Origin of the sequence: Microcoleus sp. AR_TQ3_B6 (genome assembly GCF_036702785.1) — a bacterium.
Classification (GTDB): Bacteria; Cyanobacteriota; Cyanobacteriia; order Cyanobacteriales; family Microcoleaceae; genus Microcoleus.
The window spans coordinates 73,504-95,035 of the sequence record NZ_JAUBVJ010000022.1; the positions used below are offsets into that span (position 1 = coordinate 73,504).

Here is a 21,532-nt window from a genome sequence, read left to right on the forward strand (position 1 = left end):
AAATAGTCTCCTTAATCTTGACAACTCAAGTTAATTAATGGCTGGAATAGCGTTGGCGCAGATAGATAGCGACGCCATTAAGCCCCAAAATCAAGATAATCAGCACAATAATCGTCGCTGCGGCTGCACTGGCAAACCCCGGTTCAGGACGAGTGATATAGCTGAAAATTTGAATGGGTAACGCCATAAATCGTTGGAATAAACCCGGATTAAACGTGAGGAAACTGACAGCACCCACGACCACCAAAGAAGCAGCATCCCCCATAGCGCGGGAGACAGAAATAATCACCCCCGTAAGAATTCCCGGAATGGCATAGGGTAAGACATGGTGTTGAATGGTTTGCCATTTGGTAGTTCCCAATCCATAGGAAGCATTTCTCAGGGAATCGGGAACGGCGCGGATCGCCTCCCTCGCCGTGACGATAATCACAGGTAAAGACAATAGGGCAAGAGTTAATGCCCCCGAAATCAAGGTAGGCCCAAACCCTAGTAAATAGTTAAAGACCCCTAAACCCAGTAAGCCATAGACAATAGAAGGAATCCCCGCTAAATTCCCGATATTTATCTCAATCACGGCAGTCCACCACTTTTTAGGGGCATATTCCTCTAGGTACAAAGCAGCCCCTACCCCAATGGGAACCGCAACCAGAAGGACGATCAGTCCCAGAAAGAAACTCCCAATAATCGCTGGACGGATACCTCCGCGTTCGGCAAAACGGGAAGGTGTTTCCGTGAGAAACCCCGGTGTTAGCAATCTGCCAAGTCCATCATGAAGGATATTAAGAACCAGTAAGGCGAGGACAAATAAACCGATGAGTAACCCAATTAAGAATAGATACTCAAAGACTTTACCGATCGCTTCTCGGCGTTCTAGGTTATCGGTAAATTCGGCAGTTTTGACAGAATTGTTTGTTGAAGTTGATTTAACCATAGCAATCAGTCGTATTTTTCCTTAAAGCGACTAGAAATCCAGAAGCTGGCCATATTGAGAGACAATGTAATCACGAACAGAACTGCCCCCACCGCATACAAAGTCTTAAAACTGAGGCTACCCCTGGGACTATCTCCCCCCGAAATCTCCGCCATAAAAGCGGTCAGGGTGGCGACGGATTCCATGAAATTGACGGTGATGCGAGGCTGCGATCCAGCCGCAATCAGAACGGTCATGGTTTCTCCCACGGCGCGGGAAACGCCTAAAATAATCGAAGCCATAATCCCAGACAAGGCTGACGGAAGCACCACTTTAAAAATGGTTTCTAGTTTGGTAATGCCCAAGGCATAGGAACCTTCCCGCAGAGAACGGGGAACCGATTGAATAGCATCTAAGCTGATGGAACCGACGGTGGGGGTGATCATAATGCCCATCATCAACCCAGCGCTGAGGGCATTAAAAATCTCTAAGGGGAAAAGATGCCGCAGAACCGGAGTGACAAAAAGCAAAGCAAAGTAACCATAAACTACTGTGGGAATTCCCCCCAATAACTCCACAGCAGGGCGTAACACGGCTGCCACTTTCGGTTGGGCATATTCACTCAGGTAAATGGCTGAAGACAAACCCAAAGGAACCGCCACAGCCATAGCGATCGCAGAGGTTAAAAACGTTCCGTTCAGCAGCGGCCAGATGCCAAAATGGGCCTCGGCAAACAGGGGAGTCCATCGCGTATCCAGAAAAAACTGGGCTAAAGAAACTTCTTGGAAAAAACCCAAAGTCTCTTGGAAAATGATCCAGACAATACCAAAGGTTGTGGCAACGGACACGAAGGCGCAGGCAAATAAAACCGCGCCAATAATCTTTTCTGGGACATCTTCCGAACCCTTCTTAAGCAAGGAGTCATCCGCAGAGAAAAGGGAGTCATCAAAGGAACTAGGAGTTAGGGTCATGGGCTTGAGATTTCCTCCTTAAATAAAGTTAGTAATGGGTTCACCGGGTTTGGCTTTTTTGAATTTCGTTCCCGTTTCACGCCGCTCAAATTTTTGCTTAGTTTTCACATAAGCTTCATCGGGTAACGCCACATAGCCCACACCATCTACCCATTTCCAAGAATTTTCTAGATAGAATTTCACGAATCTTTCCAGGGAAGGATTGGTTTCAAGGGCGTTTTTATTGACGTAGATAAAGAGGGGGCGAGAGAGGGGGCTATAGATATTTCTCAGAACATTATCAAGGGGAACTGGTTTAACACATTTTCCATCCGCATTTTCAATCGCCACCCCGTTCAATTTGTCTTGGTTTTGGAGCAAGAAGGCAATTCCCAGATAGGCCACTCCCGATTTATTGCCAATCACCCCTTGAACGAGGGTATTTTGGTTGCGACTGGGGGTAAAGTCGGTACGACTATTTTTCCTTTTACCCGTTACGGCTTGGGTGAAATAATCAAAGGTTCCTGTATCGGAAGGAGGGGCAAACAGCAACAGTTTTTCGTCGGGGAAGTCGGGATTGATTTGCTTCCAACTGGTAATCTTGCCTTCGGATTTGGCATTCCACATTATGTCTAATTCTTTAATCGTTAGACACTTGGCAAAGTTATTTTCCTTATTAACCACTACCGCAAGACCATCAAGAGCCATCGGCAGTTCAATAAATTCGATTCCTTTGCGGGCGCATTTTTTGATTTCTTCCTCTCTGATGGTGCGAGAAGCCCCCGCAATCTCAAGGTTTCCAGCACAAAACTTGCTAAACCCTCCCCCTGTGCCGCTGGCAGCGACGCTGACTTGGGCATTGGGATAAAGTTTTTGGTATTCTTCGGCGACGGCGAGGGAAACGCTAAAGCCCACAGCACCACCATCGATACTGATTTGCTGTTCCTTCTCTCCTGAATTGCCACAACTCGTCATTAGGTTGCCCATGACGATGAGAGGGATTAGGTAAAACCAACGAGAAAATTTCATAGAATTTGAGTGTAACTTTGGAAAAATGAAAGTGAATTAGGCCTTTAGGTTCACAACTTTCCCTTAATTTGGTCAAAGATGGCACCCTTTGCAAAAAACTGCTCTTTTATCAAAGGCCACCCTCCTAAATCTTGAGCATTGAACAAAGTTTTAATTGGGGGAAATTGCACCTGTGCGCTTTGAGCGATAAAGGGATTGACCGAACGGTAGCCTAATTTGGCGAATTCTTGCTGAGCTTCGTCTGAATAGAGAAAATCGACAAAGGCTGCTGCTACTTCCCTCGTTCCATGCTTATCAACGTTTTTATCAACTATTGCCACGGGATTATCGATAGAGATATTGAGGGGAGGAACAAAGTAACTGGTTTTGGGTCGGTTTGTTCCAGCTAAAATCACTTCATTTTCATAGGTCACTAAGGCATCTCCTTGCCCTTGTTGGAAAAATAAGTCGCTGGCTTCCCGGGCATCTTTTGTTAAGGTGGGAATTTTTTTATAAATTTTGCCTACAAAATCAAGGGCTTGTTGAGGTTCGCCTCCTTCTTGGGTTACTGACCCCCACAGACCTAAAAATTGCCAAACGCCAATACCCGATGTTTGAGGATTTGCTGCAATCACGTTTACATCTTCTTTGGCTAAATCTGCCCAAGTTTGAATATCTTTGGGGTTGCCTTCTCGGGTAACAATTGCCGCCACAGAATGACTAACTACTCCCCGTCTAGGAACTCTGTCCTCCCAGCCAAAATTAATCAAACCAGCTTCTTCGATGCGAACCACATCCAATGGCAGGGCAAGATGTACCACATCAGCTTCTTGTTTGCCGGCAATGATCTCGTCGGTTTGCGCTAAAGACCCGCCATAACTGCGTTCAAAAATGACGTTTTGGTTGTGCTCTTTCTTCCACTTTTCAATAAATTTAGGGACGATTTGGTCATGGGCCGCTTTCGTCACTGAGAAGGAAACTAGGTTGAGCTTGACCTCGCTTTGATTGGCCCCACTCGCTGCTGAGCAAGCAGCAATTGACGCAGTTAGAATTACACCTAGTAAAAACAAGACGGTGTACGCTTGGGCTGAGCGTCCTAGATGCTGAGCTTTTTTGAGAAATTGCCCTGAAAATCGCACCAATTGGGAACTGGCTGCGATCGCAAATTTTAGAGACTGAACGATCGAAGTCACTGAATTTTGCCAAACTTGTTGTGGATTCACCGATACTTTTTCTTTAACTACGGTATTTTTATCAAGTTTTCGTAGTTACTATGAGGAGTATAGAGTCATCAAATTAGTGTTTTCAGTTTTCTTAATGTTTTCTTAATAAATTCTCTTAACCTACCGCTACCATGACAAAGAGTCCAAACTCACACCCGCCTGCCGTGGTCGCTAAACATTTAGAACTGACTAATTTACAGCAAATTGCTATTAGATGTCCCACAAAATAAATTATCTAATTGGTTCTAAAAATAGACCACAATGATTAAACCAGTTGAGAGCATTTTCATCTGTAATCCCATTGATTGCTTTTGTGAGCGCGGCATCAAGAATCTCTGAACTTCGGGCAGCTTCAGAAGGCATAATCCCTTTGATTTTTGAGCAACACAATTCAAGTGGCGATAAATCCGGGGAGTAAGGCGGTAAAAAATTCACGTTTACCCCAAAAGATTTAATCAAAGTTTCGACCGTCTTAGCATGATGAATAGGTAAGTTATCCATCACTATAATTGCTCCTTTCCATAACTGGGGCAGTAAGATTCGTTCGAGATAAACCATTGATTGCAATTTGCTGTAAAAACCTGGAGGCAGAGCCTCAAGAAATGAGTTCCCCGGTAGAACCTGGAATAAACCAACAAAAAAGCACTTTAAAAAAAGTGCCTTAATGAATATGAACTTTCCTTGTCTGACGAAATTTTTACGAGTGATGCCGGGGAGTGCGCGCGCCGGCAGATGCTCCTACCATCGAAGCAACTAAACCCAATAGCGAGCCGAACAAAAACGACCAACCAGCTTTCGCAGCATTACCAGCAAGATTGCGAGCATCCTGAGCAGATACGTTAGGCGCTTGGTTCGGCAAATTTACCCCCCCCTGCTGCGCTTGATTAATTGCTTCTCCCGCATTCGCAGCTATGACGCCAAAAGTACCGGCCACGCCATTTGCTAACAGCCAAGAGCCAATTGTTAAGGTAGTTGCCCACAATATTGCTCCATTTAAAAGCGCTGTGTTGCGATTCATCGGGCCGCAAGCGCGAGCAGTTACCCAACCGCCAACGGCTAAGCTAATAAACAAACTGATAATTGACCAAATTCCGACGCTGTTACCCACGTCTCCTGAAATACTGCGCGGAGCTCCTGAATTAGCAATGTTGCTCAACCCGATCGCAGCGCCCAATGCACTTAATACTAATTGCGTGGCGATCGCAATTACCAAACCTGAAAAAATCGGGCCCCACCGCACTCGATCGTGATATTCAACGACTTGATTTACTAATGTCGGCTCGTTAACAACGTTATCTACAGGTCTATTTACGTATGACATAACTTTTCTTCTCCTCAGAGAGTAGCTGTAATCTTTAACAATCTTTCACTTAAGCATTTATTGTGGCTGAGATTGATAGAAACTATCTCTGCCTGCAGAAATAACCAGTCTCTATGTCTGAAGAAAGAAACGAAAAAGTCATCAGCCCTGGCCCAGCCGCTATTAGCTAATGACTGATGACTGATGACTGATGAGTGATAACTATTTTTTCCAGTTAGAAAAGTTCGCGGATGTATATAGGAAAGACAGCTTAACGCAATCTTACAGCCGTTCCAACGGCAGTAATCAGCAGCAAAGCTCCGCTGGAGTCTACATTAATCGTGCCGGTGTCAACTTCCACCCCGATTACGGCATTGGCGCCCAGGCGCTGAGCCCGTTTTTCTAGTTCCGCGAGGGCATCTCGCTGTCCTTTGAGAAACACTTCCTCGTAACTGCCGGTGCGCCCGCCGATGATGTCGCGAATGCCCGCGAAGAAATCTCGCAGGGCATTGGTGCCGTAGACCACCTCAGCAGTTACAATTCCCAAGTAAGATTGAATTTCTGCTCCTTGGATGATATCAGTTGTTGTTACAATCATCAGTTGGCCTCAAATACGAACATTTTGAGTTAATCGACTTCTGTAGATTTACTACATCTGGCGGTTCCCAGATTCCCGGCAAACCCTAAGCTGTCAGCGAAAGCAAGGTGACAGCAACTCGCTCTTTCATTCCACACACGCTTTGAAACAAATGGCCGTATACAAACAAAGTCTCTTGGTATTCAGTACGCTTTTGGTAGCAGGACTCGCTGTCGCAGCGCCGCAGATAGCACTCTCAGCAGAAACGTCTGTTCAAGTCAACCCTCAAAATAATTCCAATTTAGATGCTCTGCTGCGACAAGGGCGGGAGTTGGTAGATGTAGGAGACTACAGTAAGGCGATCGCCATTTATCAGCAAGCAGCACGTTTAGATACGGAAAACCCGCGCATTTTTTCCGGTATGGGGTATTTAGAAGCGCGTCAGGGCAACTATCAAGCCTCCGTGGAATTTTACCAACAAGCGATCGGTCTCGAACCGAACAATGCTGACTTCCAATACGCCTTAGGATATGCTATGGCGAATTTGCAAAACTATCCCGCAGCAGCCACAGCTTACCGCCGCGCCTCTGAGCTCGATCGCAAAAATGTCAATGCCCGGATCGGTCTCGGAGTGGTACTCTTTCAGCAAAAAGATTACAGCGGTGCTTTTAAAGCGTACCAAGAGGCGATCGCCCTCGATCCGAAAAGTTGGCAAGCTTACTCTTCAATGGGTTTGGTATTGATCCAGCAGGGTAATTTTGCCAGTGCTGTTACTGTACTCCAGCAGGCTGCCGAACTGGCTCCCAAACAAGCCAGCGTCCAGTTAAAATTGGGTACTGCTTTGCTGCGGGGCGGCAACACTTCCGAAGGGCTAGCAGCTTTTGAAGAAGCTGCCAAATTGGAGCCCCGGAATCCAGAAGTGCAGCTAGAAATTGGCCAACTTCTCCAGGCTCAAAACGACTTCGACGGAGCGCTGGTAGCTTATCAGCGGGCTGTTGCGGTGCGACCGAATTTAGTGGAAGCACACTCCGGAATCGGGGAAATTCAACTGGAAAAACAAGATTTTTTAGGAGCCATTACCACTTTTAGGCGAGTGATTGAACTCGATCGAGACCGGGCAGAAGCTTATTACAATATGGGTAAAGCACTCAAAGCGGGCGATCGCAACTCCGAAGCAATTGAAGCTTTTCAACAAGCCCTCGACACTTACCGCCAGCAAGGCAACAATGAGGGGGCAGAAAAAGCTGAGGCGGCATTGCAGGAACTAAAATAATTAGTCAGTTGACAGTTGATAGTTGATAGTGTTTCTGATGGCGGGCGAGGCGCTACAACTGAGAAACTGGCTTTTGATGTCGTGGGGGCGGGTTCAGAAACCCGGTTTCTTGAGACAATCTGGTGAGGAGGCGTAAATTGTCGCAGAAACCCAGTTTCTCGGATGGTTTGCCGCGCCGGCCTCAGAAACCCGGTTTCTTGAGACAATCTGGTGAGGAGGCGTAAATTGTCGCAGAAACCCGGTTTCTCGGATGGTTTGCCGCGCCGGCCTCAGAAGTAGAAAAAACGACAAAGTGTTGCCGAAACTTGGTTTAGATCCCGCACAAGTAACCGACGAACATTTCACCGAAGCGTTCGGTAAATTTCACTGCGTCCGTCCCTCATCTCTGAAATTTTTTTCAGGCGTGATATCAGAATGCTTCATCCTGCCACTGTGCGATCGTATATAACAGTTGACTAATAGCTAATAACTAATGACTGATAACTCATAACTCATAACTCATAACTAATGACTCATAACTCCAAACCGCCACTGTATGAGATGGATCCGCTAGGCCGATTTTCCGATCGCGCCTCCGATTATGTCAAATACCGGCCGAGTTATCCGGCTGCGGCAATTGATGCGATTTTAGATGGACTTGGAGAACCTTCGCAGTTAACGGCAGCGGATATCGGTGCGGGTACGGGGATTTCTTCGCGTTTGCTGGCCCAAAGAGGCCTTCGGGTGTTGGCAATTGAACCGAATGCTGAAATGAGACAAGCGGCCGCTCCTCACGCTTTGGTAGACTTGAGAGCAGGAACTTCGGAAGCTACTAACTTGCCCGACACATCGATCGATTTAGTAACTTGTTTCCAGTCTTTTCACTGGTTTAACCCGGTGTTAACTTTACCAGAATTTCGGCGAATTCTCAAGCCGGGGGGCCGGTTGGCTGTAGTTGGGAACCTGCGCGACCGCTCCGAACCAGTAACGCTAGGTTACACTCAAATTACCAAGCCAGGTTCTCAAAATGATCCAGCAGAAAACCCCGCTCAATCGATCGACGCTTTGCTAGCTAGTTCGCATTTTACCGATGTCAGACACTGCGATTTTGCTAACAGTCAAGATGTAGATATAGCAGGGTTAATCGGGCGAGCAAAAAGTGCCTCTTACATTCCGCAATCCGGTCCGGCTTGGGAGAAAATCATCTCGGATTTGACCGAACTTTATGAAACTCACTGCGACGATCGAGGCTTGGTTTCTTTAGTTTATAAAACAAGAGTCTATCTGGCGGTTGTTGCCAATAATTAAGATTGTTTGAAATTCTGTTTGTAGTGAGGACTTTAGTGCGCAGCTTCTCCAGGACTAAAGTCCTCACTACAAACCCACTTATGGCGATCGATCTCTTAAGACACGATTTAAGTTTTGTTATAGACAAAAAATTAGAGAAGCAATAAGGGCGATCGCACATTTGAATTGCATCGAAGCTCCATCTTTTGTAAGATCCTAAAACTGCTGATGGAAAATCAATCTATTTCTATTGATAGAGACTGCCAAGTTGTTAACATTTGTAAAATGAGTAAAATATCCTATCCCCAGAGCTTCATCTATGCAAACGTATGACGTAATTATCATAGGAGCAGGTCACAACGGACTGGTCTGCGCCTCTTATCTCCTGAAAGCGGGATATACCGTCCTGTTGCTAGAAAAACGTTCGGTTCCCGGCGGCGCAGCAACTACTGAAGCTGCGATTCCCGAATTGCCGGACTTTAAATTCAATATGTGCGCGATCGACCACGAATTTATCCACTTAGGGCCAGTTGTAGAAGAATTAGAACTGGAAAAACACGGGTTAGAATATCTTTTCTGCGATCCAGTTGCCTTTTGTCCGCATCCCGACGGCAAATATTTTTTAGCGCACAAATCTGTAGAAAAAACTTGTGCTGAAATTGCCCGCTACAACGAGCGCGATGCTAAAAAATATGCCGAATATACAGACTTTTGGCAGCGGGCTTTAGGTGCAATGGTTCCGATGTTTAATGCGCCACCAAAATCCCTCATAGATATTCTGGGCAACTACGATATTTCAAAGATCAAAGATTTATTGTCAGTCATCGGTTCCCCCGACAAAACGCTGGACTTTGTTCGCACGATGCTCACCAGCGCTGAAGACCTTCTCAACGAGTGGTTTGACGAGGAATTTATCAAAGCACCCCTAGCAAGATTCGCTGCAGAACTCGGCGCGCCTCCTTCGCAAAAAACCCTGGCTGTAGGCGCAATTATGCTGGCAATGAGGCACAATCCCGGCATGGCAAGACCGCGCGGAGGGACGGGTGCATTAGTGCAAGCGCTGCTTAGTGTAGTGAAAAGTTACTCGGGTGTGGTACTTACCGACCAGCACGTCGAGAAAATATTAGTTGATGACGGTCGCGCTGTGGGAGTTCGAGTTGCCAACGGCACGGAATACCGCGCTACAAAAGGTGTCATTTCTAATATTGATGCTAAGCGCTTGTTTCTGCACTTAATGGACTCCAGCGATGTTGACAGTGCCGACCCGGATTTGCGGGAAAGATTGGAGCGCAAAATTGTTAATAACAACGAGACTATTCTCAAAATAGACTTAGCTCTGAGTGAAGCGCCTAGATTCGATCGCTGGAATCATCGGGAGGAATTTTTAATCGGGTCGGTTTTAATTGCAGACTCGGTGAGACACGTTGAAATTTCTCACAGCGACCCTTCAATCGGCCGAATCCCCGACTCTGACCCATCGATGTATGTAGTGTTTCCGACGGTACGAGACCCGTCAATGGCTCCCCCCGGACATCATACGGCTTGGATTGAATTTTTTGCTCCTTACATGATCGAAAATGCTGAAGGAACCGGCCAGCACGGTACGGGTTGGACGGATGAGCTCAAAAACAAAGTTGCCGATCGCTGCATCGATAAGTTAGCAGAATATGCACCGAATATCAAGAAGTCAATTATCGGCCGCCACGTGGAAAGTCCGGCGGAATTGGGAGAGCGTTTGGGGGCTTTGAAGGGAAATTATTATCACGTTGACATGACGCTGGATCAGATGATATTTTTCCGTCCTTTACCGGAGTTGGCGAATTACAAAACGCCGATCGAGGGTTTGTTCCTCACGGGGGCAGGGACCCATCCGGGCGGCTCGATTTCCGGGATGCCGGGACGCAATACGGCTCGCGTTTTCATGCACTCGCAGCAGCCCTTCGCGCAGACTTTGGCAGATGCGGCTAATTCTCTGAAGGCGAAGGGTAAGTCGGTATTTCGGAGTAATGAGAAGTAAGATCTTTTAACCGCAGATGAACGCAGATAAACGCAGATGAATGACATCTGCGTTTGTTTGTTTTGATTTATCGGTCTGTGAGTGCGAGAATTTTTTCTGGTTGATTCCCTGTGAAGGGAAAACGATTTGCGATCGCCCTCAGTACCCTTTCTAAATCGGGAGCATCTTTCGCCAATGTTGGCTCCTCCTCCCGTTCGGTCAAATCTGTTAAAATAGTCAAAATGTGCTGAGCAAAATCTTCATCAGCCTTATCCAACAAATTCACTAGCTTCGCCATATCTTCTTTCGCACCTAACCAGTACCTTGCACCCAGCAATTCAGCTTTTACTGATAAAGGAAGCTCTAATTTTAGATACTCTTCAAGTTTTGGCAATAGCTGCGGCGTACCTAAAAGCCCGATCGAGTTAGCAGCATAACATCTAACAGCTTCATCCTCATTAGTATCGAGCAGTGAAAGTTCGAGAGTGTTTATGGCTTGAGATTTTCCTAAATACCCGAGAGTTTCTGCTGCTGATGCGCGAACTAGCGCTGAAGGATCTTTTCTCAGCAAATATTCTATAGATTCAACTGCTGGGGTATAATCAATATCTCCAAGAGCCTCCACGGCTTCAGACCTCACCAGTTCTTCTTCGTCGTCCAGCAAGTCCATTAATGCAGGGCCAACTGTCTCTACTTCCTCGCTTCCCAGATAACCCAATGCTTCTGCTGCGGTGAATCGGATAGCTGCATCTGGTGACTTCAGCAACCTCACTATTTTCGGTGCAGCCTCATAAACTTGTGCATCAACTAGATCGAGAATTGCTCCGGCTTGCCTAGTTGGTTCGTCTGAATCGCAATCATCCAGAAGCAGTTCAATACTTTGCTTGTTCATAATTTTAACCTGCTCTAATTTAATTTTTTTATCGGTGGCGACTGCGACGCTTTCTTTTAGCTTTTTGAGTTGTTTTTATTTTCTGAATTTTAACTTTGTCATCATTGCGCTCAGCATTTTCCATAAGTATTTTCAGCGCTTCACCCATTGATGCTACTGACCCATCTTGCATGAGTTGCTGAGCTTCTTTTAAAATCCCCGTGTCAGCGACGTTGCCTTCAGAAGTCATGTTTCTGTTTGGCCATAGTGTTTAAATACTAAAAATAATAAGTAAAATGCCAATCGCCCATTGAGGCATCCTCAAACCTAGCGCGTTCGACTGACTTTTATTGTAGCATAACGGGAAAATTCTTAATCTTTTAAAACTCGCTTTGTTAACCAGACAGTTGTTAAACCAAAGGCTTGTTTGACTGGGACAATACTGTTGAACTCATTGTAGGGCATGGTTGTATGGGAGAATTGCTGGACCCGGGATCGCCTGCGGATGCCCGGGATCTCGCCTGCGGATGCCTAATATTACTGCAAATTCATCCTTTGTGCAGATGGAAATTATGCACGAAAATATACACACTCAGATTAGCGTTACCCTTTTTTGAGCGATGGCAAACCGAGTTTTGATTGTCGGGGGCCGAGGACGAATTGGCAGCAGCGTTGCCGAAGACCTTGTTACCCATACCGACGCAGAAATTACCGTTACCGGACGCAACTCTGAAGCCTCTATTGGGCCTGGATTGCCGCCGGATAGGGTGCAGTATCAAGCTTTAGATTTAGCAGACAGTGCTGCACTGCACCAAGCGGTTTCATCCTCTAACCTCGTCGTTCACTGTGCCGGACCTTTTCACTACCGAGATGCTAGTGTACTGAAAACTTGCATAGAAGCAGGTGTTAATTATACTGATGTCAGCGACAGCCGCAGTTTTACTCGCCGAGCTTTAGAATTGCGCGAAACTGCTAAAAATGCTGGGATTACTGCTATTATTAATACGGGCATTTTCCCCGGCGTGTCTAACAGCATGGTGCGCCGAGATATGGAACAATTAGATGAAGCAGAACACATCCATTTGAGTTATGTTGTCGGAGGTTCGGGCGGTGCTGGTGTTACTGTCATGAGAACTACTTTTTTAGGCTTGCAAACGCCTTTTGATGTTTGGTTCGATCGCAAGTGGCAGCAAGTAAAACCCTACAGCAAGCGCGAAACAATTGAATTTCCCGCACCCTACGGCAAAACAGGGGTTTACTGGTTCGATATGCCGGAAGCAATCACTTTGCCCGAAACTTTCCCCGTCAAATCAGTTGTGACTAAATTCGGTACGTCTCCCGACCTTTACAATCACCTTACCTGGTTTGTGGCCAAGTATTGGCCCGCTAGCTGGCTCAAAAATAACTCCGTGATTGAATTTCTCTCCTACGTCAGTTACGGGATGACCAGTGTTACTAATAGTTTTAGTGGGGTTGGTGTAGCTGTGCGATCGCAAGTGACCGGTCTCAAAAACGGTCAACCCGCTAAAGTTTGCTCGACAGCGATACACCCCAATGCTGCCGCCGCTACTGGCATCGGTACTGGCAGCATAGCTCAATTAATGTTAGAAGGAAAACTGGAAAAACCAGGCGTTTGGTCGGTAGAACAAGCTCTTTCTACCGATTTATTTGAAAAAGCTATGCAAAACCGCCACCTCAATATAGAGCAAGAGCAGGTTTTTTTGTAGTTAGTTAGGGTGTTTATAGCACTTTAAAATGTTGGGTGAATGGGCTTTTAAAAACGAACCGCGCCCACGCTTATGACCCGAAGTAAGACAACAGTCAGGGGGTCCGCAATTGATGGGAAAAACCATAGATAGGGTAAATCGCATCAATTGCAAGTACCCCTCACACGAGAAGAGTTCTCCTTGTCTAACTAATCTATCTTTTGGTAGAAGTAAAGTGAACGAGCAGGAGTTTAATATACTTTACAAGACGGTAAATATCCCTTTTGCTGTATGTGGGCGCAGCACAGGCAACGAAAGTTCCCCCGATCGCTAAATTTTGAAATGTGCGATCGCAGTGAAGGGGCGACAAATACCATAAATTTTGCGAAAAAATACGAGGAGAAGTTGATATGAAGCGGGTTTTAAAAGCTCTCGGAAAAACATTGAGCCAAAGCATTTTGCTGGTGTGTATGCTGGCTTTCATTGTTCTGGCAGGTCTAGCGGTAGTACCAAGTCAGGCTGCTTACGCAGGTCAAGATAGGACTGAGGCGCCGCCAGAAGCTCAAATTACTGACCCCGCAAAAAGTTTCGAGGATCTCAATCCCCAAGCAGCTTACGAAAAAATAGTCAAAACCGGTCAAGATCCTGCAAAGGTCGAGCAATCTTACGACGAAAGCTTACAGGAGTACAAGGCAGAAAACCCGCAAGACACCATAGTTAAAAAAGCTGAAGAGCTGATCCAAAAGGTCACGGGGAAGGACTAAATCTAAAAATTTATATCTAACTCAAGTGGGTGGTAAATTCTGATATTTTGTGAGTACACAATGGAGCAGAGATCGGGACTCACTTGAACCTAATTATGTAGGGTGCGCGTTGCGCACCTTACGTCGTTAGAGTAGGGTGTCCAATCAATTTTGGCGTAGAGAAAGGTTTTGTCATCCGGCTTATTTTTAAGCTAGCAGATTCATCCTCAAGGAAGATGAATAGATAGGAATTTAAAAGGTAAATTTAATAATAGTTACAGTTAGATAAAAGGAAAAAAATATCATGAGCGATGACAAAAAAACGGTACATGAACATGATGCTAACCTCGACCCGATTTCCGGGGAAACCGGGGCTCATCCAGTAGGAACGGGTATTGGTGCGGCGAGTGCCGGTGCTGCAGGTGCTGCGATCGGCGGTGCGGTGGGCGGACCTGTGGGAGCAGTTGTAGGCGCTGTTGTGGGTGCGTTTAGTGGCGGTTTGGCCGGCAAAGGTGTGGCCGAGGCGATCGACCCTACGGTAGAAGATGCTTACTGGCAAAGCAACTACAGTTCCCGTCCTTACGCCGACACCAGCGTGACTTACGAAGACTATCAGCCGGCATACCGCACTGGTTATGAGGGATACAGCCGCTATCGCGGTACTGGTAAGAACTTCAACGAGGTCGAAAACGATTTGCAGCGCGACTACGAAACAAATCGCGGTAAGTCTAATCTGACTTGGGAAAAAGCTAAGCACGCCACGCGCGACGCTTGGGATCGGGTGGAACGCGCTGTCCCCGGCGACATTGACAAAGACGGCCGCTAAGGGCCAGAGCAAGTATTTTTCAGTCTTGGACGCCCACCAAATCAAGCGTTCCGGGTTTTTTACCCGGGTTCCGGAATGCAGGGAAGTGTTTTGATAAAAAAAACCCGGTTGCTGCGTCTTGGACTGTTGTTGATAGGTTGCACAGTTTTCGACGCGAGATTAGGGAAGTTTTTGGGGATTTTGGACCCCTCTCTACATCGGAGAGGGGTATTTTTAGGTTAAGGTGAAATCGCATTTTTCAGCAAGATTTTTATTTCACAGGACTGTTCGCTGTGAACTCGCGAAGCCAGATGTATAGGCAAAGCTTTGCGGGACGTTGGCACTCCTAAAAAACGCTTTTTACGCTCCAGAGGGATGCTCGGGTTTAAAATTGACTTTTTTTTGACTATTGGCCTTAAAATTAAACTAATTCAGGACTGAGGGAGCGATCGCATATTTTTATCATTGTTGGCGATGCGCTTTCTTCAATCTGGGCCGGATCGTAAAGGGTCGGTGGCTTCAAGTCCGATAATTGTTAATCTAAATCCTCTCATTCAAAATTGGTATTACTTGTGGATGAAATGTTGGAAAGAGCTTGGACACTCAAGCAAAATTTAATTGATTTTGTGCTGGATGCTGAGGGAGAGTTGGCGGTAGCTTTGGAAGCTTATGCTGCCGCTCGATCGACCGGCGAGCGCTACGACATAGCTCAGCAAAATCAAGTGATTGACAGTTTTACAGTCGAAGGTAAAGTCGGAGACAAAACGCCGATCGACCTATTTGTCGAAAGTCAGCCGGATTTAACCCATAACGATCGCAGCTTGCTGGAAAGTTGGGGGCACAGAAGCTTCACAGGCTTATTTGAAATCACTCAACTTTTCCCCGACAGGTTTGAACTGATGAACTGGCTGACGGCAAAGCACTACATTGTCAAACCCAACAGTCCTAATTTTCTTGCAGAAATGTCTCGCTTTAAGTTAGGAGAAATCTTGCGGGCTCGGATTGCTCCCCTCACCGATGACTGGTGGATACTTTCGAGCTCTCCCATCCCGATGGGGAAATTGGGTAAGCCGAAGTTGGCGGTGGCGATCGGCAATTTCAAGCAAAATCACAAACAGAACCTGTACAGCGATGCGCCGGAATTGTTAGAGCAAGCTTGGCAGTCGGTAGAACACTACCACGAAGATTTTACTGAATTTTTTGGCAGTGATGAATTGACGCTATCGGGATATCACCTGAATAAACAGTTGGCCGAATTTCAGGAATTTATCACTAAAAAACGCCTAGCTGATATCGGCATGGATGAAAGTAAATCTCTGGCGGACCTCGTTGAAGATGCCGGAGTCGATCCAGAAGAAATCAAAGCAGCCGCCATCGCGGCAGCAGGTGCCGATGTTAAAGCAGTTGAGGTAATGCTCGACAGCAATGCTAGTTCAAAAATGGTAATGCCGAAAGTCGAATTGCCCGATCGCTTCAAGAAAGCCGAACAGGTGACAGCACTTTCTCATCCTCGCTGGGGACAAACCTTTTTGTCTACTTACGCTCAATTTACCCAAATGCTAGCAGCAGAAGACTTTTCAACCGTTCCCGGTTACGAGAAGCTGGTGCGTAACTATCTAGAAGATCCTGCAATTAATGCCTGGATTTGGCAACGGTTAGCTAAAGTTAATCCAGCGAAATTAGAACAAATTTTGCAAACTGTATTGCAGCGGACTAATTTTCAGCTCGATCGCGATTTAGATGCCCTGATGCAAGAGTTTAAAAAACCCTTAGAACCCGAACTCCCGGAAATTGCCAGCGTTCCCGTGCACCTGCACAACTTATTTCAGGAAGCTTTAGGTGAAGTTAATAAGTCAAAGTCCAAACCGCAGGAGAAAAAGAAAAGCTCTAAAGGCTTTAAATCCTGAGAAACTAAGTTCTTGACATCCTCCTACACGCTCTGCTATCGCATACAGTGTAGGCTGCTCCACCTTATGCTATGCGCTAAGGCGTCGGCTTCGCTAACGGATACTCGATCGGCTTTAAGGACGAGTGTACTGCTGCGAAGTGCCCGAGGCGTGATTACCTGCAGCATGAGGATATTTTCTGCGATTGCCTCCGCCAAGGGAAAGCAGCAAGAGAATGGCAATTTTAAGTCGGAGTGCGATCGACCGCAGCCATTTTGAGCGCCTTAGTCTGCATCTGTTACGAAGTTTTTTAATTGCTTCATTGAGATAATTTGAAGGTGGCGATCGCACCTCTGGGTCAGTCCACCTCATTTTAAATTAATGAACCGCCTCAACAGGTCGTTCTCCGTCAGGCGCGCGCAGATATTCCACCATCTCTTGAATTTCTGGCGGTGGTGGTGGGGTGAGGCGAGAAACAACTAAGGTGACAATAAAGTTGATAATCATGCCTAGGGTGCCGATTCCTTCAGCGGAAACACCGAAGAACCAGGGTTGCATACCGCCGAACTTCACCCCGATGATGTAGAACAGCGTGAAGACAAGACCTGTGATCATGCCCGCGATCGCACCTTCCCGGTTTGTCCGCTTATCGAAGATACCCAAAACAATAATCGGGAAAAAGCTTGATGCAGCTAAACCAAAAGCAAAAGCAACCACCTGCGCCACAAAACCCGGTGGATTAATGCCGAAGTACCCAGCAAGCGCCACACCAAATCCCACCATCACGCGACCGACAAACACCTGTTGGGACTCTGAGGCATCCGGACGGAGGATGCGGTAGTAAACGTCGTGGGCAATGGCACTGGAAATTACCAGCAGCAAACCCGATGCTGTAGACAGCGCCGCAGCCAGTCCGCCAGCAGCAACCAGAGCAATTACCCAAGGAGCTAACTTTGCTACTTCTGGCGTTGACAGGACGATAATGTCCGGGTCAATTGTAATCTCGCTAGTTGCCTTATCCGCCGTCAGCTCAACGCGCCCGTCATTGTTCTTGTCATCCAAGGTCAACAACTTGGTTTTTTCCCACTTGTTTACCCAATCTAGCTGTCGTACTTGTTCGATGGGTCGATCGTGCAAGGTGTTAATCAGGTTGTAGCGAGCGAACGTGGCTAATGCTGGGGCACTGGTGTACAGCAGCGCAATAAACAGTAGCGCCCAACCCGCAGAGTACCGTGCCGATCGCACGTCAGGCACCGTATAAAAACGCACAATGACGTGAGGCAGTCCGGCTGTTCCCACCATCAGGGCGATCGTGATGAACAGCACGTCCAGCATTGACTTGTTGGCAAAGGGTTGAGTGTATTCCTTGAAACCTAAGTCAACCTGCAGTTGGTTGAGTTTGGGAACAATATCGCTGAAGGTGAATGCCAACTGGGGAATCGGGTTGCCCGTGAGCAAAAAGGCGATCGCGCCGGCGGGAATCAGAAAAGCAGTAATCAAAATGCAATACTGGGCTACTTGCGTCCAGGTGATGCCTTTCATCCCTCCCAACACTGAGAAGAAGGCAACAATCACCATGCCGATAATCACGCCAGTGCTGATATCTACCTGAAGAAAGCGGCTGAAGACAATACCCACACCGCGCATTTGTCCCGCTACATAAGTCAGGGAAACGAACAGGGCTGCGACAACGGCGACTAAACGGGCGGTGTTGGAGTAATAGCGATCGCCCACAAAATCCGGCACCGTATATTTACCGAACTTCCGCAAGTAAGGGGCAAGCAGCAACGCTAGCAGCACGTAACCGCCAGTCCAACCCATCAAGTAAATTGAACCGTCGTAACCCAATACAGAAATTAACCCCGCCATTGAGATAAACGATGCTGCCGACATCCAGTCCGCAGCAGTTGCCGCGCCGTTGGCAATTGCGGGAACACCTTGCCCAGCTACATAGAAACCGGCACTGTCTCGCACGCGCGATCGCCAACCGATATAGATATATAGAGCAAACGTGAGACCGACTATGAAAATTGTCCAAATTTCAACTGACATGACACACCTTTACCGAAAACCTGGGTTTAAAGCCCCGTCCGTTGAGGACGGCTTTTCTTTTTATAGCCACAAGTTGCTATAAAGTGCTAGAATAGCTGCATGATAACACTAGAGTACAAGTTAAAAGGTAAACAAGCGCAATATCGGGTCATCGACGACACGATCCGAACTGCTCAGTTTATCCGAAACAAGGCTCTGCGTTATTGGATGGACAATCAAAATGTTAAGCTGTCCGATCTCTACAAACATTGCACCATATTGGCTAAAGAGTTTGAATGGGCCCGAAAACTTAACTCGATGGCGCGTCAAGCGATGGCAGAACGTGCCATTTTTGCTGTCCAAGGTTTCTTCGCTAATTGCAAAGCGAAGAAACCTGGAAAGAAAGGCTACCCGCAGTTCAAAAAGAACTCGCGTTCTGTGGAGTATAAAACATCAGGTTGGAAGCTTTCTTCTGACAAAAGAAGATTGACTTTTACCGATGGCTTCGCAGCGGGTACTTTTAAATTAGTCGGCTCTCGTGACCTACACTTCTATGCTCCTGACGAGATTAAGCGAGTCCGGGTTGTCAAAAGGGCAGATGGCTACTATGTCCAGTTTTGCGTCAACGTAAAACGGACAGAGGAAATCAGTCCAGCAGGTAAGGCTATTGGTATCGACGTTGGGTTAAACCACTTCTTGACTGATAGTAACGGAGACACCGTACCCAACCCTCGCTATTTACGTAAAAGTGAGAAGGCGCTCCGCAGATTGCAACGGAAGGTTTCTAAAAAGAAGAAAGGGTCGTCCAATCGCCAGAAGGCTATCAACAAGTTAGGGAGAAAACACCTCAAAGTTAGTAGGCAACGTAAAGACTTCGCCGTTAAGACGGCGCCCGGCGTAGTGAAATCTAGCGATTTCGTAGCCTAGGTCGATTTGCAGGTGAAGAACATGGTAAAAAACCGCAAGCTTGCTAAATCAATCAGCGATGCAGCTTGGAGTCAGTTTGCTCAGTGGTTGCAGTATTTAGGGAACGTGTACGGGAAAACAGTTGTTGCTGTCGCCCCTCAATACACGTCTCAAGACTGTTCGGGTTGTGGCAGCACGGTTAAAAAGTCGTTGTCAGTAAGGACTCATATTTGTAGTTGTGGATTAGTGTTAGACAGCGACCACAATGCAGCACTGAATATTTTAGCTAAAGCTCTACGACAAACAGGAATTCAAATAAATACGGCGGGGCACGCCGGAATTAACGCTTGGGGACAGACCGACCTCTACTCGTTGGTGGTAACATCAACGAGCAAGCCGACTGGTTGAACCAAGAATCAGGGCGCGTTCACGCGCCCTGAGTGTCAATTTCTGATACCGTATTTGCGATCGAGCTTATCCATCTGGATGGCGTAAATAAAAATCAGCACCACAAAAGTCAAGATTGAGCCTTGCTGTGCCATCCAAAAGCCGAGGGGCAAGCCACCGAGACGCAAGGCGTTCAATGGCTCAACCAGCAGGATGCTGAAGACGAGTGACACTAGGGCCCAGACAATCAAGAGATTCCGAATTAAAGCGGTATTGGCACGCCAGTAAGCAAGGCGTTTGTCTTTACCAATTGGTTCGAGGTCACTGTCAGACATCAGAAAAACACTCCTTTTAAAATCGTTTTTTCAACCAACCTATTCTTTCATTTCACCAAAAAACGAGCGAGAAGCCCCTGGCTTTAGACATGGGGAGGAAAGCGGCTGCGACTTCAGTCGCCTTGAATTAAACTCAATAGGAATAGCCATCTTTTTTGTGAATAGATTTGCAATATTTGTGACTAATCCCTGCTACTCTTCCCTTCATTGTGGCGATATCGAACGAACCGGATGCACGGCAAAGGATTCGTCCTACATAAGATCCGACTTTTTTGCCTGCGGTGACTGTCGCGTTGATAATATCGCCAGGCAAGAAAACCAAAATGAATTTGCTTTCTCGACTTGTGACGAATTGGGAAGCCAAACTTATTTGTGCCGCACATCTGTCGCGTACCGTGTCCTGTTGCCTTGATTAGCAGCGGTTGAAAAGTTAGCACTTTCAATTCTTCGACTTTGCCTCCAGGCGCAGCATCTAACCAGTGGGATTTAGGTAGCTGCAGACGAGTGCGATTGAATTTTGTCAAGCCACCACTGCCAGTAGAAACTGGTAAGCCAGTCATGCGGAGTCGGTTAAATAACGCCCAGCGAGTTGAATTAACTACTGTTGCGTCTTTTAAAGGGCGTTTTGCTTGAGATAGAATCTTCTTCAAAACATCTGGCTTCTTGGAGAGGAATTGCTCAATGTCTTGAGTTCCCTTCCGAGTATTACAATTCTCGCAAGCAAGGCAAAGATTAGAAATACGCTCAGAACCGCCTTTTGCTTTGGGATGAATATGCTCGATTTGTAATGGTGTATTAGTAACTCCACAATACGCGCATTTTCTGTCCCACTTATTCAGCAAATATTCGCGGATCTCGTAACCACATAAAATGCCTTGCTGGTATTCTAATCCACTAATCTCTGGATTTTCTAGTTGTTGTAAGTCGAATCGCACAAGTTCTTGAACAATGAAACTAATGGGGGCGACCTTCATTAATCTAGTTACCCATGTCAGGGTTGTTTCAACACGATGTTGTAGGCTTGGAGCCAGCCATCCTTTAGAACGAGTTCTATTTAGAAATCTTGCTTTTCGATAACGAGTATGACGACTTCTCCTGCCTCTACGCAGGGAACGGCGAGACTCCAAACTGGTTTTAATCGCTTGACCGGGCGTGAGTTAGTTCTGCACCAAAAATTACGTCCTCTCCTTGCACTAATACAATTCCCGTGGTTTTGGAGCCAGGGTCTAATTTAAGAGTGATTGGTTCCTGGGGTGCTGTTATCTCTACCTTGAGAATTATCTTGAAATACTCACCGGGCTAAAGCCGCAGTGATTCTTGACGCTTCGCTGGGTTCTGCTACCGAAGTAGTCTTACAAT

At 46.7% G+C, this 21,532-nt stretch carries 22 protein-coding genes and 1 pseudogene; 10 read left to right on the forward strand and 13 right to left on the reverse strand.

Annotated elements, in window-relative coordinates:
• Nucleotides 1–34: 34 nt before the first annotated feature.
• From pstA to QUB56_RS13475, 7 genes are all read right to left on the reverse strand, one after another.
• Nucleotides 35–931: a phosphate ABC transporter permease PstA gene (gene pstA, locus QUB56_RS13445; RefSeq protein ID WP_332955733.1), complete on the reverse strand. Its 897-nt coding sequence runs from the start codon at nt 929–931 to the stop codon at nt 35–37.
• A gap of 5 nt (nt 932–936) precedes the next feature.
• A complete protein-coding gene (gene pstC / locus QUB56_RS13450) occupies nt 937–1,881 on the reverse strand; it encodes a phosphate ABC transporter permease subunit PstC (RefSeq protein ID WP_332955734.1) in 945 nt (314 codons plus the stop codon).
• An 18-nt stretch (nt 1,882–1,899) separates the two neighbouring features.
• The gene (locus tag QUB56_RS13455; protein WP_332955735.1) at nt 1,900–2,889 is read right to left on the reverse strand and encodes a PstS family phosphate ABC transporter substrate-binding protein; all 990 of its coding nucleotides are present in this window, start codon (nt 2,887–2,889) and stop codon (nt 1,900–1,902) included.
• A 50-nt stretch (nt 2,890–2,939) separates the two neighbouring features.
• Entirely contained in the window at nt 2,940–4,091 is a 1,152-nt protein-coding gene (locus QUB56_RS13460; protein WP_332955736.1) for a sulfate ABC transporter substrate-binding protein, read from the reverse strand.
• A gap of 231 nt (nt 4,092–4,322) precedes the next feature.
• Complete coding sequence (locus tag QUB56_RS13465) at nt 4,323–4,649, reverse strand: transposase (RefSeq protein ID WP_332955737.1); 327 nt, start codon at nt 4,647–4,649, stop codon at nt 4,323–4,325.
• A 139-nt stretch (nt 4,650–4,788) separates the two neighbouring features.
• On the reverse strand, nt 4,789–5,412 hold the full coding sequence (locus tag QUB56_RS13470) for a hypothetical protein (RefSeq protein WP_332955738.1): 624 nt from the start codon (nt 5,410–5,412) through the stop codon (nt 4,789–4,791).
• A gap of 250 nt (nt 5,413–5,662) precedes the next feature.
• Nucleotides 5,663–5,989, reverse strand: a complete 327-nt coding sequence (locus QUB56_RS13475; RefSeq protein WP_172184303.1) for a YbjQ family protein — start codon at nt 5,987–5,989, stop codon at nt 5,663–5,665.
• Between the two features lie 151 nt (nt 5,990–6,140).
• Between QUB56_RS13475 and QUB56_RS13480 the strand changes: the two genes are divergently transcribed.
• From QUB56_RS13480 to crtO, 4 genes are all read left to right on the forward strand, one after another.
• Nucleotides 6,141–7,241: a tetratricopeptide repeat protein gene (locus QUB56_RS13480; RefSeq protein WP_332955740.1), complete on the forward strand. Its 1,101-nt coding sequence runs from the start codon at nt 6,141–6,143 to the stop codon at nt 7,239–7,241.
• A gap of 250 nt (nt 7,242–7,491) precedes the next feature.
• A complete protein-coding gene (locus tag QUB56_RS37190) occupies nt 7,492–7,689 on the forward strand; it encodes a protein adenylyltransferase SelO family protein (protein WP_445243338.1) in 198 nt (65 codons plus the stop codon).
• A gap of 59 nt (nt 7,690–7,748) precedes the next feature.
• Nucleotides 7,749–8,528: a class I SAM-dependent methyltransferase gene (locus tag QUB56_RS13490; RefSeq protein WP_332955741.1), complete on the forward strand. Its 780-nt coding sequence runs from the start codon at nt 7,749–7,751 to the stop codon at nt 8,526–8,528.
• Between the two features lie 298 nt (nt 8,529–8,826).
• Nucleotides 8,827–10,524, forward strand: a complete 1,698-nt coding sequence (crtO, locus tag QUB56_RS13495; RefSeq protein WP_332955742.1) for a beta-carotene ketolase CrtO — start codon at nt 8,827–8,829, stop codon at nt 10,522–10,524.
• A gap of 67 nt (nt 10,525–10,591) precedes the next feature.
• On the opposite strand, the gene QUB56_RS13500 is transcribed toward crtO, so the two are convergent.
• Entirely contained in the window at nt 10,592–11,395 is an 804-nt protein-coding gene (locus QUB56_RS13500) for a HEAT repeat domain-containing protein (protein WP_332955743.1), read from the reverse strand.
• Between the two features lie 28 nt (nt 11,396–11,423).
• On the reverse strand, nt 11,424–11,624 hold the full coding sequence (locus QUB56_RS13505) for a polymorphic toxin type 34 domain-containing protein (protein WP_332955744.1): 201 nt from the start codon (nt 11,622–11,624) through the stop codon (nt 11,424–11,426).
• A 370-nt stretch (nt 11,625–11,994) separates the two neighbouring features.
• On the opposite strand from QUB56_RS13505, the gene QUB56_RS13510 reads away from it, so the two are divergent.
• The 5 genes from QUB56_RS13510 to QUB56_RS13530 all read left to right on the forward strand — a co-directional run bounded on the left by QUB56_RS13510 (nt 11,995) and on the right by QUB56_RS13530 (nt 16,793).
• Nucleotides 11,995–13,101 (forward strand): saccharopine dehydrogenase NADP-binding domain-containing protein, encoded by a 1,107-nt coding sequence (locus tag QUB56_RS13510; RefSeq protein ID WP_332955745.1) that lies wholly within the window; start codon nt 11,995–11,997, stop codon nt 13,099–13,101.
• Nucleotides 13,102–13,490: 389 nt separating this feature from the next.
• Nucleotides 13,491–13,844, forward strand: a complete 354-nt coding sequence (locus QUB56_RS13515) for a hypothetical protein (protein WP_332955746.1) — start codon at nt 13,491–13,493, stop codon at nt 13,842–13,844.
• A 283-nt stretch (nt 13,845–14,127) separates the two neighbouring features.
• Nucleotides 14,128–14,649 (forward strand): hypothetical protein, encoded by a 522-nt coding sequence (locus tag QUB56_RS13520; RefSeq protein ID WP_332955747.1) that lies wholly within the window; start codon nt 14,128–14,130, stop codon nt 14,647–14,649.
• A gap of 560 nt (nt 14,650–15,209) precedes the next feature.
• Nucleotides 15,210–16,535 carry a hypothetical protein gene (locus tag QUB56_RS13525; protein ID WP_332955754.1) on the forward strand — a complete coding sequence of 442 codons (1,326 nt, stop codon included), beginning with the start codon at nt 15,210–15,212 and terminating at the stop codon, nt 16,533–16,535.
• 66 nt (nt 16,536–16,601) lie between these two features.
• Nucleotides 16,602–16,793 carry a hypothetical protein gene (locus QUB56_RS13530; protein ID WP_332955748.1) on the forward strand — a complete coding sequence of 64 codons (192 nt, stop codon included), beginning with the start codon at nt 16,602–16,604 and terminating at the stop codon, nt 16,791–16,793.
• Nucleotides 16,794–16,892: 99 nt separating this feature from the next.
• On the opposite strand, the gene QUB56_RS13535 is transcribed toward QUB56_RS13530, so the two are convergent.
• On the reverse strand, nt 16,893–18,566 hold the full coding sequence (locus QUB56_RS13535) for a sodium:solute symporter family protein (RefSeq protein ID WP_332955749.1): 1,674 nt from the start codon (nt 18,564–18,566) through the stop codon (nt 16,893–16,895).
• Between the two features lie 99 nt (nt 18,567–18,665).
• Between QUB56_RS13535 and QUB56_RS13540 the strand changes: the two are divergent.
• Nucleotides 18,666–19,859: pseudogene (locus QUB56_RS13540) on the forward strand (RNA-guided endonuclease InsQ/TnpB family protein).
• Between the two features lie 35 nt (nt 19,860–19,894).
• Here the strand turns inward: QUB56_RS13540 and QUB56_RS13545 are convergent.
• The 3 genes from QUB56_RS13545 to QUB56_RS37195 all read right to left on the reverse strand — a co-directional run bounded on the left by QUB56_RS13545 (nt 19,895) and on the right by QUB56_RS37195 (nt 21,454).
• Complete coding sequence (locus QUB56_RS13545; RefSeq protein WP_332955751.1) at nt 19,895–20,173, reverse strand: DUF4212 domain-containing protein; 279 nt, start codon at nt 20,171–20,173, stop codon at nt 19,895–19,897.
• A gap of 182 nt (nt 20,174–20,355) precedes the next feature.
• The gene (iscB, locus tag QUB56_RS13550; RefSeq protein ID WP_445243339.1) at nt 20,356–21,300 is read right to left on the reverse strand and encodes an RNA-guided endonuclease IscB; all 945 of its coding nucleotides are present in this window, start codon (nt 21,298–21,300) and stop codon (nt 20,356–20,358) included.
• Between the two features lie 7 nt (nt 21,301–21,307).
• Nucleotides 21,308–21,454: an RRXRR domain-containing protein gene (locus QUB56_RS37195; protein ID WP_445243340.1), complete on the reverse strand. Its 147-nt coding sequence runs from the start codon at nt 21,452–21,454 to the stop codon at nt 21,308–21,310.
• Between the last annotated feature and the right edge of the window lie 78 nt (nt 21,455–21,532).

Coding starts and splice junctions, on each gene's coding strand:
- QUB56_RS13465 (WP_332955737.1), bottom strand. CDS start 4,649: ATGGTTTATCTCGAACGAATCTTACTGCCCCAGTTATGGAAAGGAGCA.
- QUB56_RS13545 (WP_332955751.1), bottom strand. CDS start 20,173: ATGTCTGACAGTGACCTCGAACCAATTGGTAAAGACAAACGCCTTGCT.
- QUB56_RS13500 (WP_332955743.1), bottom strand. CDS start 11,395: ATGAACAAGCAAAGTATTGAACTGCTTCTGGATGATTGCGATTCAGAC.
- QUB56_RS13455 (WP_332955735.1), bottom strand. CDS start 2,889: ATGAAATTTTCTCGTTGGTTTTACCTAATCCCTCTCATCGTCATGGGC.
- QUB56_RS13520 (WP_332955747.1), top strand. CDS start 14,128: ATGAGCGATGACAAAAAAACGGTACATGAACATGATGCTAACCTCGAC.
- QUB56_RS37190 (WP_445243338.1), top strand. CDS start 7,492: ATGGTTTGCCGCGCCGGCCTCAGAAGTAGAAAAAACGACAAAGTGTTG.
- QUB56_RS13510 (WP_332955745.1), top strand. CDS start 11,995: ATGGCAAACCGAGTTTTGATTGTCGGGGGCCGAGGACGAATTGGCAGC.
- pstC (WP_332955734.1), bottom strand. CDS start 1,881: ATGACCCTAACTCCTAGTTCCTTTGATGACTCCCTTTTCTCTGCGGAT.
- QUB56_RS13535 (WP_332955749.1), bottom strand. CDS start 18,566: ATGTCAGTTGAAATTTGGACAATTTTCATAGTCGGTCTCACGTTTGCT.
- pstA (WP_332955733.1), bottom strand. CDS start 931: ATGGTTAAATCAACTTCAACAAACAATTCTGTCAAAACTGCCGAATTT.
- QUB56_RS13515 (WP_332955746.1), top strand. CDS start 13,491: ATGAAGCGGGTTTTAAAAGCTCTCGGAAAAACATTGAGCCAAAGCATT.
- QUB56_RS13530 (WP_332955748.1), top strand. CDS start 16,602: ATGCTATGCGCTAAGGCGTCGGCTTCGCTAACGGATACTCGATCGGCT.
- QUB56_RS13505 (WP_332955744.1), bottom strand. CDS start 11,624: ATGACTTCTGAAGGCAACGTCGCTGACACGGGGATTTTAAAAGAAGCT.
- crtO (WP_332955742.1), top strand. CDS start 8,827: ATGCAAACGTATGACGTAATTATCATAGGAGCAGGTCACAACGGACTG.
- QUB56_RS13525 (WP_332955754.1), top strand. CDS start 15,210: ATGTTGGAAAGAGCTTGGACACTCAAGCAAAATTTAATTGATTTTGTG.
- QUB56_RS13480 (WP_332955740.1), top strand. CDS start 6,141: ATGGCCGTATACAAACAAAGTCTCTTGGTATTCAGTACGCTTTTGGTA.
- QUB56_RS13470 (WP_332955738.1), bottom strand. CDS start 5,412: ATGTCATACGTAAATAGACCTGTAGATAACGTTGTTAACGAGCCGACA.
- QUB56_RS13475 (WP_172184303.1), bottom strand. CDS start 5,989: ATGATTGTAACAACAACTGATATCATCCAAGGAGCAGAAATTCAATCT.
- QUB56_RS13490 (WP_332955741.1), top strand. CDS start 7,749: ATGACTCATAACTCCAAACCGCCACTGTATGAGATGGATCCGCTAGGC.